18 protein-coding genes are annotated in these 15091 nt (G+C 63.7%); 5 read left to right on the plus strand and 13 right to left on the minus strand.

All coding sequences use genetic code 11. The features are described from left to right. Window positions 1-42: 42 nt before the first annotated feature. From coaBC to ubiE, 6 genes are all read right to left on the minus strand, one after another. Entirely contained in the window at window positions 43-1275 is a 1233-nt protein-coding gene (gene coaBC / locus NP503_RS14530) for a bifunctional phosphopantothenoylcysteine decarboxylase/phosphopantothenate--cysteine ligase CoaBC (RefSeq protein WP_127302015.1), read from the minus strand. A 25-nt stretch (window positions 1276-1300) separates the two neighbouring features. After that, window positions 1301-1702 carry a type II toxin-antitoxin system VapC family toxin gene (locus tag NP503_RS14535; RefSeq protein ID WP_127270488.1) on the minus strand — a complete coding sequence of 134 codons (402 nt, stop codon included), beginning with the start codon at window positions 1700-1702 and terminating at the stop codon, window positions 1301-1303. Window positions 1703-1704: 2 nt separating this feature from the next. Further along, a complete protein-coding gene (locus NP503_RS14540) occupies window positions 1705-1959 on the minus strand; it encodes a hypothetical protein (protein WP_127270486.1) in 255 nt (84 codons plus the stop codon). 2 nt (window positions 1960-1961) lie between these two features. Further along, window positions 1962-2171, minus strand: coding sequence for a hypothetical protein (locus NP503_RS14545; protein ID WP_127270485.1), 210 nt, complete (start codon window positions 2169-2171; stop codon window positions 1962-1964). 74 nt (window positions 2172-2245) lie between these two features. Continuing rightward, window positions 2246-3820, minus strand: coding sequence for a 2-polyprenylphenol 6-hydroxylase (ubiB, locus tag NP503_RS14550; protein ID WP_127272445.1), 1575 nt, complete (start codon window positions 3818-3820; stop codon window positions 2246-2248). Window positions 3821-3890: 70 nt separating this feature from the next. Continuing rightward, on the minus strand, window positions 3891-4667 hold the full coding sequence (gene ubiE / locus NP503_RS14555) for a bifunctional demethylmenaquinone methyltransferase/2-methoxy-6-polyprenyl-1,4-benzoquinol methylase UbiE (protein ID WP_127266931.1): 777 nt from the start codon (window positions 4665-4667) through the stop codon (window positions 3891-3893). Between the two features lie 134 nt (window positions 4668-4801). Between ubiE and NP503_RS14560 the strand changes: the two genes are divergently transcribed. From NP503_RS14560 to NP503_RS14570, 3 genes are all read left to right on the plus strand, one after another. Then, a complete protein-coding gene (locus NP503_RS14560) occupies window positions 4802-5776 on the plus strand; it encodes an adenosine deaminase (RefSeq protein WP_127266930.1) in 975 nt (324 codons plus the stop codon). 146 nt (window positions 5777-5922) lie between these two features. After that, window positions 5923-6552, plus strand: coding sequence for a uracil phosphoribosyltransferase (upp, locus tag NP503_RS14565; protein ID WP_127266929.1), 630 nt, complete (start codon window positions 5923-5925; stop codon window positions 6550-6552). Between the two features lie 222 nt (window positions 6553-6774). Then, window positions 6775-7338: a TIGR02281 family clan AA aspartic protease gene (locus tag NP503_RS14570; protein ID WP_127266928.1), complete on the plus strand. Its 564-nt coding sequence runs from the start codon at window positions 6775-6777 to the stop codon at window positions 7336-7338. Between the two features lie 84 nt (window positions 7339-7422). Here NP503_RS14570 and deoA read toward each other — a convergent pair whose 3' ends face one another. Genes deoA through NP503_RS14600 form a run of 6 tightly spaced genes read right to left on the minus strand, consistent with a single transcriptional unit; the run spans window position 7423 to window position 13672 of the window. Further along, window positions 7423-8742, minus strand: a complete 1320-nt coding sequence (gene deoA, locus NP503_RS14575) for a thymidine phosphorylase (protein ID WP_127266927.1) — start codon at window positions 8740-8742, stop codon at window positions 7423-7425. Further along, window positions 8742-9551: a purine-nucleoside phosphorylase gene (locus NP503_RS14580; RefSeq protein ID WP_127266926.1), complete on the minus strand. Its 810-nt coding sequence runs from the start codon at window positions 9549-9551 to the stop codon at window positions 8742-8744. Before NP503_RS14580 ends, deoA begins: the two co-directional genes overlap by 1 nt. A 30-nt stretch (window positions 9552-9581) precedes the next feature. After that, window positions 9582-9974 carry a cytidine deaminase gene (cdd, locus tag NP503_RS14585; RefSeq protein WP_127266925.1) on the minus strand — a complete coding sequence of 131 codons (393 nt, stop codon included), beginning with the start codon at window positions 9972-9974 and terminating at the stop codon, window positions 9582-9584. A 56-nt stretch (window positions 9975-10030) separates the two neighbouring features. Next, on the minus strand, window positions 10031-11002 hold the full coding sequence (locus NP503_RS14590; RefSeq protein ID WP_127266924.1) for an ABC transporter permease: 972 nt from the start codon (window positions 11000-11002) through the stop codon (window positions 10031-10033). Window position 11003: 1 nt separating this feature from the next. Further along, entirely contained in the window at window positions 11004-12143 is a 1140-nt protein-coding gene (locus tag NP503_RS14595) for an ABC transporter permease (protein WP_127266923.1), read from the minus strand. Continuing rightward, window positions 12140-13672 carry an ABC transporter ATP-binding protein gene (locus NP503_RS14600; protein ID WP_127266922.1) on the minus strand — a complete coding sequence of 511 codons (1533 nt, stop codon included), beginning with the start codon at window positions 13670-13672 and terminating at the stop codon, window positions 12140-12142. Before NP503_RS14600 ends, NP503_RS14595 begins: the two co-directional genes overlap by 4 nt. A 229-nt stretch (window positions 13673-13901) precedes the next feature. Here NP503_RS14600 and NP503_RS14605 point away from each other — a divergent pair, with 229 nt between their 5' ends. Both NP503_RS14605 and NP503_RS14610 read left to right on the plus strand, forming a co-directional pair. After that, on the plus strand, window positions 13902-14108 hold the full coding sequence (locus NP503_RS14605) for a SlyX family protein (protein ID WP_206517192.1): 207 nt from the start codon (window positions 13902-13904) through the stop codon (window positions 14106-14108). Window positions 14109-14130: 22 nt separating this feature from the next. After that, window positions 14131-14538: a hypothetical protein gene (locus NP503_RS14610; protein WP_127266920.1), complete on the plus strand. Its 408-nt coding sequence runs from the start codon at window positions 14131-14133 to the stop codon at window positions 14536-14538. On the opposite strand, the gene NP503_RS14615 is transcribed toward NP503_RS14610, so the two are convergent. Then, a complete protein-coding gene (locus NP503_RS14615) occupies window positions 14533-14994 on the minus strand; it encodes a GNAT family N-acetyltransferase (protein WP_127266919.1) in 462 nt (153 codons plus the stop codon). The two genes, NP503_RS14610 and NP503_RS14615, sit on opposite strands and share 6 nt — an antisense overlap. Between the last annotated feature and the right edge of the window lie 97 nt (window positions 14995-15091).

Raw genomic sequence — 15091 nt, forward strand, 5'->3', positions numbered from 1 at the left:
GCAGGGCAGTGCGTCACTGCCTCAGAACGTCTCTGCGTCGGTTCAAACGATGATGGTTTTAAGCCTTTCGGCGATCAAGGCGGCGAGCCGCGCCGCCACATCGTCCTTGCTCATCTCCGGCCATTCCTCGACGCCAGCCTTTGACACGATCCGCACCCGGTTGCGATCGCCGCCCATCACGCCAGAAGAACCGACGCCGCTTCCCTGCGACACGTCGTTGGCGACGATGAGATCGGCGCCTTTTTTCTTGAGTTTGGCCTCGGCGTTGCGCAGGAGATCCTGCGTCTCGGCGGCGAAGCCGATAATCAGGCCGGGTCGCTGGCTGTGATGGCCGACGCCGGCGAGAATGTCGGGATTTTCGACCATGCGCAGCACCGGCGGCCCTTCGCCGGCCACCTTTTTGATCTTCTCACCGGCTGAATTTTCGGTTCGCCAGTCGGCAACGGCGGCGACGAACACCGCCGCGTCGGCAGGCAGGAGCTGTTCCACCGCGTCGCGCATCTCTTGCGCACGTTCGACATGGATGGTCTTCACGCCAGCCGGATCGGCAATGCCGACAGGACCGGAGACGAGGTGCACATCGGCGCCGAGCCTGGCCAGTGCTGCCGCTATGGCATGGCCCTGCTTGCCGGACGAACGGTTGGCGATGTAGCGCACCGGGTCGATCGGCTCATGCGTGGGGCCGGAGGTGACGATGATCCTGCGCCCCGACAGCGGCTTCGGGCCGACGTCGAGCAGTGCGTCGATCGCGGCGACGATCTCCAGCGGCTCGGCCATGCGGCCTTCGCCCGCTTCATTGCTTTCGGCCATCTCGCCCCTGACCGGACCGACGAAGATGACACCGTCTTTCTGCAGCGTCGCGCGGTTGCGGCGGGTGGCCGGATGCGCCCACATCCTCGGGTTCATGGCTGGCGCCATCAGCACCGGCTTGTCGGTGGCGATGAGCACCGTGGAGGCCAGATCGTTGGCGTGGCCATTGGCGAGCTTGGCCATCAGGTCGGCGGTGGCTGGCGCCACCACCAGCAGGTCGGCCTCGCGCGACAGCCTGATGTGGCCGACATCGTGCTCGTCCTGGCGGTCGAACAGTTCGGTAAAGACATGGTCGGCGGAGAGCGCGCCGGCCGACAGCGTGGTGATGAACTCCTGCGCGGCCGATGTCATGACCACCCGAACGCCGGCTCCGCGCTCGCGCAGCCGGCGGATGAGATCGAGCGCCTTGTAGGCGGCGATGCCGCCGCCGATGATGAGCAGGATGCGCTTGCCGGAGAGGCTCATGCCCAAGACCAGTTCTTATCGAGTGTCATGCCGGCTTCAGCGCCGGTTCGATATCGGTATGGATGAAATCATTGCCCTTGAAAAGCAGCGGCAGGTTTCGCGTCCTGGCGAGGGCGTAGGAAAAACAGTCGCCCATGTTGAGTTTGGCGGGATGGCCAGTGCCGCGGCCATAGAGGGCATAGGCTTCAATGCCGGCCTGTGCATGTTCGGCAGTGAGAGCGACGATCGTGACTTTCAGTCTTTCTAGAAGGCCTCTCAACTCAGCTGTGCCGGCCGCCCCATAACGTCCGACGACGACCGTGCCACATTCCATCAGGGTCGCGGCGCTCATAAACATCAGCTGATTTCCGGCGAGGCGCTGGGCTATCACCGGTGCATCAGGCTCCTGCTTGAGGATGGCCAAAATCGCGGAGGTGTCGATCACCACAGTCAGTCCTCCTCGATGAAGGACCAGAGCTCATCCGTTAGTTTTTTCTGATCGAAGTCCACTTTTCGCAATCGTCGACCGAATTCGAGGATTTCCTCTGCCGTGACGACATCGTCGTCGTGCTTGTTGACTGCCGCTACATCCTTCAACAACAGGGTTCTTGCCTCCTGCTCCATTGACACGCCATGTCTGGCGGCCTGCTCGCGCAGCCTTTGCTTCAAATCCTCGTCGAGATTGCGGATCGTCAGGGTGCCCATGGCTATTCCTGCATTCTTGCGATTGATTGATCCTTGGGTTTTTCCCCAGATGCCAAACCCGTTCGGTCGAACCCTTTTGTGGTCGGCAGCCCAACGGATGCGGCGAGCACGTCCCGCGCTTCCTGCTCCATGGAAACGCCCCGCGCGGCGCCGCGCTCGCGTAGCCGCCGCATGACATGGTCTTCCAGATTGCGGACGGTAATCCTCGCCATATGCACACTCCTACGTAGAATATAGCGATCTCGATTTCCGACTGCAATGACAGCATTGCTGTCATTGCCTGCACTCAGATGATCTTCCAGGCGATATAGACCAGCGTCAGCGCAATTACCCAGAGTGCCCAGCGGCCGGAGCGGCTGTAGCGCGCCTCGGCCTTGCCGATGGCGTCGGCGGTGGTCTCGTCGAAGCGCAGGCCGTGCTCGGCCATCAGGTCGATCTCGCGCGACAGCCGGTCGGTGCGCGCCGCAAGCTCGGGAATCTGGCGGGCCAGGGTGAGCAGCGCCCGGGCGCCGTCACGCGCATCGATCATCATGCCACGCGGCCCAAGATTGCCTGATATCCAGTCGCCGACCACCGGCTCGGCCGTCTTCCACATGTTGAAGGCCGGGTCGAGCGTGCGCGCCACGCCCTCGACCACCACCATGGTCTTCTGCAACAGGATCAATTCGGGCCGCGTCGCCATGTCGAAGAGTTCGGTGACCTCGAACAGCAGCGTCAGAAGCTTGGCCATCGAGATGGTCTCGGCCGGCTGGCCATGGATCGGCTCCCCGATCGCCCGGATCGCCTGCGCGAAGGCCGCGACATTGTGCTGGCGTGGCACATAGCCGGCCTCGAAATGGACCTCGGCGACACGCAGATAGTCGCGCGTGATGAAGCCGTAGAGAATTTCGGCGAGGAAGCGGCGCTCCTTCTTGCCGAGCCTGCCGGCAATGCCGAGATCGACGGCAACGATGGTGCCGTTTGCCTCGACGAACAAATTGCCCGGATGCATGTCGGCATGGAAGAAGCCGTCGCGCAGGGTGTGGCGCAGGAACGACTGGATGAGATTGGCTGCGATCGCCTTCAGATCGTGGCCGGCGGCCTCCAGGCCGGCAATGTCGTTCATCTTGACGCCGTCGACCCACTCCATGGTCAAGACGTCGCGGCCGGTGCGCTCCCAGTCGACGGACGGCACGCGAAAGCCGGGGTCATCCCTGGTGCTTTCGCCGAGCTCCGAGAGAGCCGCCGCCTCGAGGCGAAGATCCATCTCGATCTTGGTGGTCTGCGCCAGCGTCTGGGTGACCTCGACCGGCCGCAGCCGGCGGGACGAGGGGATGTATTTCTCCTGCAGGCGAGCGGCGAGGAAATAGCTTTCGAGATCCTGGAAGAAACGGCGGCGCACGCCGGGACGGATCACCTTGACCGCCACCTTGGTGGCAATGCCGTCATGGACAGCGTCGGCGGCATGGACCTGGGCGATGGAGGCGGCGGCGACCGGGTCGCCGAATTGCGTATAGAGATCGCCGATCTTGCGCCCGAGCGAAGCCTCGATCGCCGCGATGGCCTCGGCCCGGGGGAAGGTGTGCATCTTGTCCTGCAACGTGGCGAGATCGAGCGCCATGTCGTTGCCGACGACGTCGGGCCGTGTCGCCAGGAACTGGCCGAGCTTTACATAAGATGGACCGAGCCGGACGACCGCCTTGGCCAGCCGGTCGCTGCGCTCATAGGCCAGCGCGCGGCGGCGGGTGAACAGCCGCGCCATCCGCCATCCGAACTTCGGCAGGCCGGACAGTTCCTCACCCGGCAGAGCGGCGACGACACCCTCGCGGACCAGCACCCAGCCGGCCCTTACGAGCCGGAATCCTGCACTGACATTGCTCATGGCAGCGCCAATCCTGCCGGCTCTTTGAACCGGCATAGCACGCGTCGGTTGTGAGAAATGCGGCCCGGCCTCAAAGCTTCCAGCCCGAATGAAGTGCTGCAATACCGCCGGAGTAGTTGCGGAAGGAAACGCGGTCGAAGCCGGCGCGGGAAATCATCGTCGCGAAATTCTGTTGATTGGGAAACCTGGCGATCGATTCGACCAGATAGGAATAGGGTTCGCCGTCGCCAGTGACCATCTTGCCGATCTTTGGAATGGCGTTGAACGACCAGGCTTCGTAGGCCTTGTCGAGAAGCGGCATCTCGACCTCGGAAAACTCTAGGCACAGGAAGCGCCCGCCGGGCTTCAGCACGCGAAACGCTTCGCCCAAGGCCACCTCGATGCGCGGCACGTTGCGGATGCCGAAAGCGATGGTGTAAGCGTCGAATGTGGCATCGGCAAAGGGCAGTTCCTCGGCATTGGCCTCGACGAAATCGGTGTTGCCGGACAGGCCCTTCTTTTCGGCCCGGTCGCGGCCGACAGCCAGCATCGAGCCATTGATGTCGAGCACGGTGGCATGGGCATTGCCGTGGCTGGCATCGACGATGCGGAAGGCGATGTCGCCGGTGCCGCCGGCAACGTCCAGCACGCGCCAGCCGATCCTTTTGGGAGGATTGAGCCAGGTGACCATGGCGTCCTTCCACAGCCGGTGCAGGCCGGCCGACATCAGATCGTTCATCAGGTCGTAGCGGTTGGCGACCTTGTGGAAAACATCGTTGACCAGGGACTGCTTGTCGCCAGCCCCTACACGCTTGAAACCATAGGAGGTTTCCATGCCGCCCGCGGCCGTGGTTCTCTCAACTGACATTTTTTTGATCCGTCATAAAACCGGCGGGACCATAGCCGATCGATGGTGCGGGCGCTATTGTTTAAGGCGCGGTGTTCAGCCGCGCTTCCAGGTGGCGGGTTTTCGAGACCTGGACGGACCGACGGGATGGTTGAATGCCTTTGAAAGCGGAACTGCACTGCCACATCGAAGGGGCAGCGGCGCCCGAACTCGTCATCCGCCAGGCGCAGAAATACGGCAAGGACACCTCGCCCTATATCCAGAACGGTTCCTTCGTCTGGCATGACTTCACCTCCTTCCTGGCGGCTTATGATTTTTCCGCCGATCTGTTCCGGACCGAGGAGGACTATGCGCGGCTGGCCGACCATTATCTGACCAGTCTCGCTCGCGACGGCGCCATCTATTCCGAGGTGTTCACCTCGCCGGACCACGCGAAAAAGGCCGGCCTGTCGCCCAAGGCCTATACCGATGCGCTCGGCGAAGGCATGGCCCGCGCCAAGGCCAAGACCGGCATCGAGGGCCGCATGATCGTCACCGGCGTGCGCCATGTCGGCGTCGAGTCGATCGAGCAGGCGGCGCGCTTTGCGGCGCGCTGCGGGCATCCGCTGGTCACCGGTTTCGGTGTCGCCGGCGATGAGCGCATCGGCGATATGGAGGACTATGTCAGGGCTTTCGAGATCGCCCGCGAGGCCGGGCTCGGCATCACCATCCACGCCGGCGAATTGACGGGCTGGGAGACCGTCCAGGCGGCGCTCGATCATATCCGTCCGTCCCGCATCGGCCATGGCGTGCGCGCCATCGAGAACCCGGACCTCGTCCGGCGCATCGCCGACGAGGGCGTCGTGCTGGAATGCTGCCCCGGTTCCAACATCGCGCTCAAGGTGTTCGACAGTTTCGCCGATCATCCATTTCCGGCCCTGCAGGCGGCCGGCTGCAAGGTGACGCTCAATTCCGACGATCCGCCCTATTTCTGGACCTCGCTGAAGCGGGAATACGACATTGCCGCCGAGCATTTCTCGATGAACGAAAAGGCGCTGGCCGCCGTCACCCGCACCGCCATCGAAGCCGCTTTCGTCGATAGAAAGACGAAGACCGCGCTTCTTGCCCGGTTGAACAGCGCGGCACGCTGATTTCCGCCGACAAAGCTGTGGTCGGTGCGGGCCAAGCGGTTCCTTGACCGGCGCATTGCCGCTAGGGTTCGCTCAGGCAGCTTGAAGCGCGGCGCGTCCGAAAGGGCCATGCGCGCATTTTCGGGCGCAGGCATCAGGAGAACACCATGCAGGGCGTCACCGTCGTCGACCACCCGCTTGTCCAGCACAAGCTGACCATCATGCGCAAGAAGGAAACCTCGACGGCCGGCTTTCGCCGGCTGCTGCGCGAAATCTCGCTGCTGCTCGGATACGAGGTCACCCGCAACCTCGAACTGACGACGACGACCATCGAGACGCCGATGGAAACCATGGAAGCGCCGACGCTTGAGGGCAAGAAGCTGGTCTTTGCCTCCGTGCTGCGCGCCGGCAACGGCTTGCTGGAAGGCCTGCTCGACCTGGTTCCGGCGGCCCGCGTCGCCCATGTCGGTCTCTACCGCGATCACGAAACGCTGGAAGCGGTCGAATATTTCTTCAAGGCGCCGAGCGATCTCGCCGACCGGCTGGTGATCGTCGTCGATCCGATGCTGGCCACCGCCAATTCGGCGATCGCGGCGATCGACAAGCTGAAAGAGCGCGGCGCCACCAACATCCGTTTCCTTTGCCTGCTGGCGGCGCCCGAAGGCATCGAACGCTTTCTCAAGGCGCATCCGGACGTTCCCGTCTTCACCGCTTCGATCGACCGCCAGCTCAACGAGAAGGGCTACATCATGCCCGGCCTCGGCGACGCCGGCGACCGCATGTACGGGACCAAGTAATACCAGGCAAAGTCACCTGGTGCGATTTACCAAACGTTTACGCAAAGGCGCGGTTTTGGCGCGCGTTAAAGCGGCAAACACCATCCGGGTCTAACGATCGGCTGTCACTACGGCGCCGCGCGTCCATTTCGGACGCGCAAAGGACGCTGTAGCATTTTGATTTGCGCGTGAGCCTTTCGGAAATCGATCCCGATTTCCGGGGTCATGCGGCGAGGCCGATCCATGCTGCGCAAACTTCTGATCCTCGCCGTTTTCGCCGGTTCATCGGCATCGATACCGATTGTGTACCAGTCCAATCCGCAACTCGTCGAAAACCTGCTGAGGTCGGCGGTGCCGGGCAAACAAGCGGTCGAAGCCCAACCAGACGTCAATCTGGCATCGGTGCCCAACAAGCCCGCGGCACCGCTGCCGATGGGCCGCAAGGTGGTCGTCGCGGCAGACGAGCGCGGACATTTCTCATCGGCTTTCAAGTTCAACGGGCGCCAGGTCGACGGCATGATCGACACCGGCGCCACGCTGGTCGCCATCAACATGTCGACGGCACGCCGAATCGGCTTGTCGCTGAATGCTTCGGACTTCAGCCACGAGGTCAACACGGCCAACGGCACCATCAAGGCGGCCGTGGCCATGATCGACCGCCTGCAGATCGGCAACATCACGGTCAATGACGTCCAGACCATCGTGCTCGACGACAGGGCGCTGCGCACCAATCTGATCGGCATGAGCTTTCTCAACCGGCTCGACAAATACCAGGTCGAGAACGGCACGCTGCTGCTCGTCCAGTAAGGCTATTCGTTTTCCGCAATTTCCAAGGGAAAGCGCTATGCGCTTTCCCGGGAAAACCGGTCCACCACTTTTCCTGGAATTGCTTCAGCCGCGCGGCAGAATCCGCCGGATGACCGACTTGTCGGCGGGCGGCTTCGAGGCGCCGACCGTATAGGCCGAAAGCACGGTAGCCGCGGCGGCCTCGGCATCGGCCGATGAGCGGGCATGGATCAGCGCCAGCGGCTCGCCGATCCCAACCTCCGCACCGACCGGCAACAACCTGGTGATGCCGACCGCGGGGTCGATCTTGTCGTCCGGCCGCGTGCGCCCACCTCCCAGGCCGACCACGGCGAGCCCGATATCGCGGGTGGCGATGCCGGTGACGAAGCCGTTTGCGGTCGCGTTGACGGCAAATTCGATCGCCGCCGCTGGCAGATACTTTTCCGGTTTCTCGATGAAATCGGCGGGGCCGCCAAGCGCGGCCACCATGCGTGCGAAGGTGGCGGCGGCGCGGCCGCTGGCGAGTGTCTCGGTGGCGCGCCGCATGCCATCCTGGTTGGACGACACCAGCCCGGCCGACTGCAGCATTTCGGCGGCCAGCGCCAGCGTCACGTCCTCGAGCCGACGGTCACGATACCGGCCGGTGAGGAAATCAACGGCGTTGCGCACCTCGACGGCGTTGCCGGCGGCCGACGCCAAGGGCTCGTTCATGCCGGTGATCAACGCCGAAGCCTTTAGTCCGGCGCCGTTGGCGATCTCAACCAGGCTGTTGGCGAGTGCGGTGGCGTCGCGCGATTTTTCCATGAAGGCGCCGTTGCCGACCTTGACGTCGAGCACCAGCGATTGCAGCCCGGCCGCCAGCTTCTTCGACAGGATCGAAGCGGTGATCAGCGGCACCGATTCGACCGTGCCGGAGACGTCGCGGATCGCGTAGAGCCGTCGATCGGCGGGCGCGAGGTCGGCGGTCTGGCCGATGATGGCACAGCCTGTTTCGAGCACCGCCTTGCGAAACAGCGCTACATCGGGCTGGCTGATGTAGCCGGGAATGGCATCCATCTTGTCCAGCGTGCCGCCGGTGTGGCCAAGGCCGCGGCCCGAGATCATCGGTACATAGGCGCCGCAGGCGGCGACGATCGGCGCCAGCATCAGCGAGACATTGTCGCCGACGCCGCCGGTCGAATGCTTGTCGGTGACCGGGCCGGGCAGGTCCGACCAGTCGAGCACATCGCCGGAATCGCGCATCGCCAGCGTGAGCGCCACGGCCTCGTCGCGGTTCATGCCGTTGAAGAACACCGCCATGGCGAAGGCGCCGGCCTGGCCATCGGTGACGGCGCCCGACGTCACGCCCGCGACGAAGCCGGCGATCTCCTCTTCCGACAGCCTGAGGCCATCGCGCTTGCGGCGGATGATTTCCTGGGGAAGCATCAGATCTCCAGCAGTCCGTCGCGGAACACGCGTTGCAGGATCGTCGCCAGCCGCGCGCCACCGACCGGGGCCATGTCCTTGGTCTCCTGGTGCGAAAGCTCGGCCCCGGTCATGCCGGCGGCCAGATTGGTGATGACCGAACAGGCGGCGACGCGCAGTCCTAGGAAGCGGGCGAGAATGACCTCCGGTACGGTCGACATGCCGACCGCATTGGCGCCCATGATGCGCGCCATGCGGATCTCGGCCGGCGTTTCGAAGCATGGACCGGAGAACCACATATAGACGCCCTTGTGCAGGGTGGTGCCGGTCGCATTTGCCGCCCGTTCGATGGCCTGGCGGATGCCGGCATCATAGGCTTCAGTCAGGCCGACGAAACGCCGGTCGCTTGGTTCGCCGATCAGCGGATTGGTGCCCGAGAAATTGATGTGGTCCGATATCAGCATTACCGAGCCAGGCGGCATGTCCGGATCGACCGAGCCGGCGGCATTGGTGAGGATCAGTTTCGTGATGCCGATGCCGGCAAGCACTTCCAGCACCGGCCGCATCGCCGCGGCGTTGCCGTGCTCGTAGTAATGGGCGCGGCCCGACAGCATCAGCACCGGCACGCCGGCAAACAGCCCTGCCACCACTTCGCCGGCGTGCCCGGTGACACCGCTTCTGGGAAAACCGGGCAGGTCGGCATAGGAGATGCGGATCGGGTCCTCGATCTGGTCGACCAGACCGCCGAGGCCCGAACCGAGCACCAGGGCCGTGGCCGGCGCCAGGCCGTCCAGCCTTTCGACGAGATGATCCAGGGTTTTTTCCGTCATCGCTGCCAGCTGTTCATTTGAGCCCGTTGTTCATTTCAAAATATCGCCGCGGAAACCGTAAGGCAGCATGTCGCCCATGGTCACGGTCTCGGCCACACCTGCATTGTCGCAGAGATAGAGCTTTGTTTCCGGCCGGCAGAATTCGGCCAGCCGCTGCCGGCAGCCGCCGCAAGGCGAGCATTTCGCCATGCGTTCGGCGATGACGGCGATTTCCACGATCTTGCCGCCGCCGCCCATGATGTAGTGGCCGAGCGCCGTGGTCTCGGCGCACCAGCCTTCCGGATAGGAGGCGACTTCGATGTTGGCGCCGGTAAAGACGCGCCCGTCCTCGGTGCGCAAGGCAGCGCCGACCGGAAACTTAGAATAGGGCGCGTAGGCCTTGGCCATGGCGGCCTTGGCGGCCTCGAACAGATCATGCGACATTCAGGTGTTCTCTCCGATGATCGTGTTCAAAACCCGGCGCAAAGCCGACCTGCCGCTCAACGTTCCTTGACATAAGGTACGCCGCCGGCGCGTGGCGGGATTGCCTTGCCGATGAAGCCGGCGAGCAGGATGACGGTGAGGATGTAGGGCAGCGCCTGCATGAACTGCGCAGGCACCTTGCCGATGATGGGCAGCGGTGATCCCTGCAGGCGGATCGACGCCGCGTCCAGGAAGCCGAACAGAAGGCAGGCGAACATGGCGTTGACCGGCTTCCACTTGGCAAAGATCAAGGCTGCCAGCGCGATATAGCCCTTGCCGGCGGTCATGTCCTTCACGAAGCCGCCATTTTGCACCATCGACAGGTAGGCGCCGGCAATGCCGGTGAGGATGCCGGTGCAGATCAGCGCCCTGTAGCGCAGCCAGGCGACCGATATGCCGGCAGTATCGACGGCGGCCGGGTTCTCGCCTACGGCGCGCAGCCTGAGGCCAAAACGGGTGCGAAACAGCACCCACCAGGTGAACGGCACCATCAGGAAGGCAAGATAGACCAGGATCGAGTGGCCCGACAGGAGCTCGGCATAGATCGGTCCGATGATCGGAACGCCGCGGATGGCCTCGGCGCCCGGCAAGGTGATGGCCTCGAAGCGCTCGCCCGGTTGCAGCGCCGGCGTGCGCCCGCCCTGCTGGAACCAGGCCTGGCCGAGGATGATGGTCGAGCCGGCGGCGATGAAATTGATCGCCACGCCGGAGACGATCTGGTTGCCGCGATGGGTGATCGAGGCAAAACCGTGGATCATGGCAAAGGCGACCGAGATCAGGATCGCCATGCCGAGGCCGAGAAAGGCCGAATGGAACACGGAAGCGGCGGCCGCACCGGCGAAGGCGCCGACCAGCATCTTGCCTTCGAGACCGATGTCGAAGATGCCGGCGCGTTCCGAATAGAGGCCGGCGAGGCAGGCAAGCAGCAGCGGCACCGAAAGGCGGATGGTGGAGTCCAGTGTCTGGATGATCGCGTTGAACACATCCATCTCAGGCACCTTTCCCCTTGACCGCTTCCATGCCCACCGATCGCGGACTGAACGAGGCGAACAGCGCCTGGATGTAGGGCCGGAACATGTGCTCGAGGGCACCGGCAAACAGGATCACCAGGCCTTGAATGATGACGATCATGTCGCGGCTGATCGCCGGCATCTCGAAGGCGAGTTCGGCGCCGCCCTGGTAGAGCATGCCGAACAGGATCGCCGCCAGCACGATGCCGACAGGGTGCAGGCGGCCCATCAGCGCCACGGCGATGCCGACGAAGCCGGCGCCGGAAACGAAGTCGATGGCGACATTGTGCTGATCGCCCATCACCGGATTGAGTGCCATCATGCCGGCCAGCCCGCCCGAGATCATCATGGCGGTGATGATGATGCGGGTTTCGGAGATGCCGGCATAGCGTGCCGCTTTCGGGCTGTGACCGTAGGTGCGCATTTCATAGCCGAGCTTGGTGCGCCAGATCAGCAGCCAGACCAGGAAGGCCATGACCAGCGCCAGCAGGAAGGTGACATTGAGCGGCGCCGAACGGATCTTGGCGCCGAACAGCTCGATGATCCAGTTGAGCTTGGGCAATTCCGCGCCGGCGAGGAAGTTACGCGTCTGCGGCGCTTGCGAGGCGGCTGGCTTCAACGGGCCGACCAGCAGGTAAACCATGATCGAGGCGGCGATGAAGTTGAACATGATGGTGGTGATGACGATGTGCGAGCCACGCTTGGCCTGCAGATAGGCCGGGATGAGCGCCCACAATGCGCCGACCGTCGCCGCAGCAATGATCGCCAGCGGGAAGGTCAGCCACCATGGCAGTGTGCTGTCGAAGCTCAGGCAGACGATGGCGATGCCGAGGCCGGCGATGTAGGCCTGCCCTTCGGTGCCGATGTTGAACAGGCCGCAATGCGCGGCCACCGCCACCGAAAGCCCGGTGAAGATGAAGGTGGTCGCATAAAAGAGGGTGAAGGCGATGCCTGTGCCTTTGCCGAAGGCGCCCTCGACCAGGATGACGGCTGCGCGCAGCGGATTCTCGCCGACCAGAAGCACGACGAAGCCGGCGACGACGAAGGCGACGAACAGATTGATCAGCGGGATCAGGCCATAGTCGGCCCAGGCCGGCAGTTTGGCGTAGGGCGCGCTCAAAGTGCTGCCTCCTGGTGCTCGATGCCAGCCATCAGCAGGCCGAGCTCGCCCTCGGTCGCTTCGGGGCCGCGTTCGCCGACGATGCGGCCCGCAAACATCACCAGGATACGGTCGGACAGCGAACGGATCTCGTCCAGCTCGACCGACACCACCAGCACCGCCTTGCCCTGGTCGCGCATGGCGATCAGGCGCTTGTGGATGAATTCGATGGCGCCGACATCGACGCCGCGTGTCGGCTGGCCAACGATCAGAACACCAGGGTCCTGTTCCATCTCCCGCGCCAGCACGATCTTCTGCTGGTTGCCGCCGGAGAAATTGGCGGTCTTCAGCCGGCAGTCGGCCGGCCGGATATCGTATTTGGCGATCTTGTCCCTGGCATCGTTGCGGATGGCATCGATGTTGAGGAACGGCCCCTTCAAATAACGGGGATCATCGTGATAGCCGAGGATCGAATTCTCGTTCTCCTCGAAGGCCAGCACCAGCCCGACGTGATGGCGGTCCTCCGGCACATGCGCCAGGCCGCGGTCGCGCAGTTCGCCCGGGTCGGCGGCGCCGGTCAGGTCGATCGGCTTGCCGTCGAGCATGACCGAGCCGGACACCGCACGCCTGATGCCGGAAATCGCCTCGAGCAGTTCGGATTGTCCGTTGCCGGCGACACCGGCGATGCCGACGATCTCGCCGGCCCTGATATCGAAGGAGATGTCGTCGACCATGGTTACGCCGCGCGTATCCTTCACCGTCAGGTTCTTGACAGCGAGCTTGACGGCGCCGGCCTCGGCCTCGCCCTTCTCGACCCGCAAGAGCACGCGCCGCCCGACCATCAGCTCGGCCAGTTCCTCGACAGTCGTCTTCCTGGTTTCGCGCGTCGCCACCATCGTGCCCTGGCGCATCACCGACACGGTGTCGGTGATGGCCATGATCTCGCGCAATTTGTGGGTGATCAGCACCACCGTCTTGCCCTGGTCTTTCAATTGCCCGAGGATGCGGAACAGGTGGTCGGCCTCGGCCGGCGTCAGCACGCCCGTCGGCTCGTCGAGGATCAGGATCTCGGCGCCGCGATAGAGCGCCTTCAGGATCTCCACCCGCTGCTGCAGGCCGACCGGCAATTCCTCGATGATTGCATCGGGATCGACTTCCAGCCCGTATTCACGCTCCAGCCGCTCCAGTTCGGAGCGCGCCTTGGCGATGCTCTTCTTCAAGAGCGCATCGCTTTCGGCGCCGAGGATGACGTTCTCCAGCACCGTGAAATTGTCGACCAGCATGAAGTGCTGATGCACCATGCCGATGCCGAGCGCGATGGCGTCATTGGGGGTTTTGATCGAGGCCGACTGGCCGCCAACGCGGATCTCGCCGCTGTCGGCCTGGTAGAAGCCGTAGAGGATCGACATCAGCGTCGACTTGCCAGCTCCGTTCTCGCCGACAATGCCGTGGATCGTGCCGCGACCGATCTCAAGGTTGATGTCCCGGTTGGCGCGCACCGCACCAAAACTCTTGTTGATGCCGATCAACTCGATTGCGGCTTGCGCCATGCAGCCTGTCCCACTCTTATTTTTTTATCGCTTGGTCAAAACGCCTAGCATGACGCTCCGCCCGTGCCAATTGGCGGAGCCGGTTCACTCTCGACAAATCCCGGTGCGCTTGTCAATTTGCAACGTGGCCGGGGCCTTCACATTCGCTAGTATGACGGCGCCGAAATTCGCATCACGGCGCAAGACATCGCGGTGAACGACATCGCGGTGAGACTGGGGAATTCACATGATCACGCCCGCCGACCGGCTGACGACGCTGGAAATACGCGCCGCCGAGCAGGAGAAGATCATCGAGGAACTGTCCGGCCAGATCGCCGAGCAGTGGAAAGTGATCGAGCGCATGCAGCGCAAGCTGGACGCGCTGACGGATCGCTTCCTGGCGCTGGAGGAGCAGACAGGAGATGAAGTGCCGGTAACCAAGCCACCGCACTGGTGAGGAAAAAGGGAAGGTGCACGCCTTGGTCAGTGAAAGCGATCGCATCGCGCGGGCCGGCGAATATGTGCTCGGTCTTATGAACGACAAAGACCGCGAACGGGCCGAACGTGACCTGGAGGTCGATCCCGCCTTCCGCGACGCGGTCGCGCGACTTGCCGAGCAGATGTATTTCTTCGACCGTTACGGAAAACGCGACCTGCTGCCTGGCAGGCATTGGGAACTGGTTACCCAACGCCTAGCCGAGTTACCTCAGATGCGCAGCGTCGAGCTCGGCGGCAATGAGGTCAAACCGCGCACGGTGATCCGAAGCCTGTCCCGGCCACCATACGGCATTGGCGTGCACGCGCTTGGCGGCCGGCGCGGAGTTGTCGTTGCCGCCGGGCTGATGGTGGCGTTCGCGCTGGGCTGTCTCGTCGCGAAGCTGCTATAGGCGAGGGCGGCGCGACATCAGCGCCATCTTCTCGCCGTCCGAGCCGCTTATCTCAACGGTATTCCAGCCGAGAGCCGCGTAGAAATCACGCGCATCCCATGTGTAGAGATGGAGCATCTCGACGCCCCGTGACGCCGCATGGGCTTCCGTTGCCTTGACCAGCGCGGTGGCGATGCCTCGGCGTCGATACCTTGCATCGACGACCAACCCGGCCAGCCATGGCGTCAGATCATGTACGGGCTCCAGCTCGTGGCGGACCAGCAGGCATGTCCCGACCGGGGTGTCGCCGATCCGGGCAACGAATGCCGCCTCGAAGCCGTCACCGGCGATCAAGCCACGAAGCCCTGCCGCATCTTCCCCGAGCGTCCTTCCGGTTCCCTCGAAAAACGTGGCCAGGCGCAGCTGGGCTACCGCTGCTACGTCGTGCTCGCCGATGGGTGCGATCTTTGGCTGCATCTGTATCCCGAAACGGTGGCCGGCACGGAGCGAACGTTTCGCTCGATCCGGTAAAGACAAAACCGCCGGGCTGGCGCCCGGCGGTTTGCAGATCATG

Origin of the sequence: Mesorhizobium sp. SEMIA396, from assembly GCF_024518615.1 — a bacterium.
GTDB lineage: Bacteria > Pseudomonadota > Alphaproteobacteria > Rhizobiales > Rhizobiaceae > Mesorhizobium.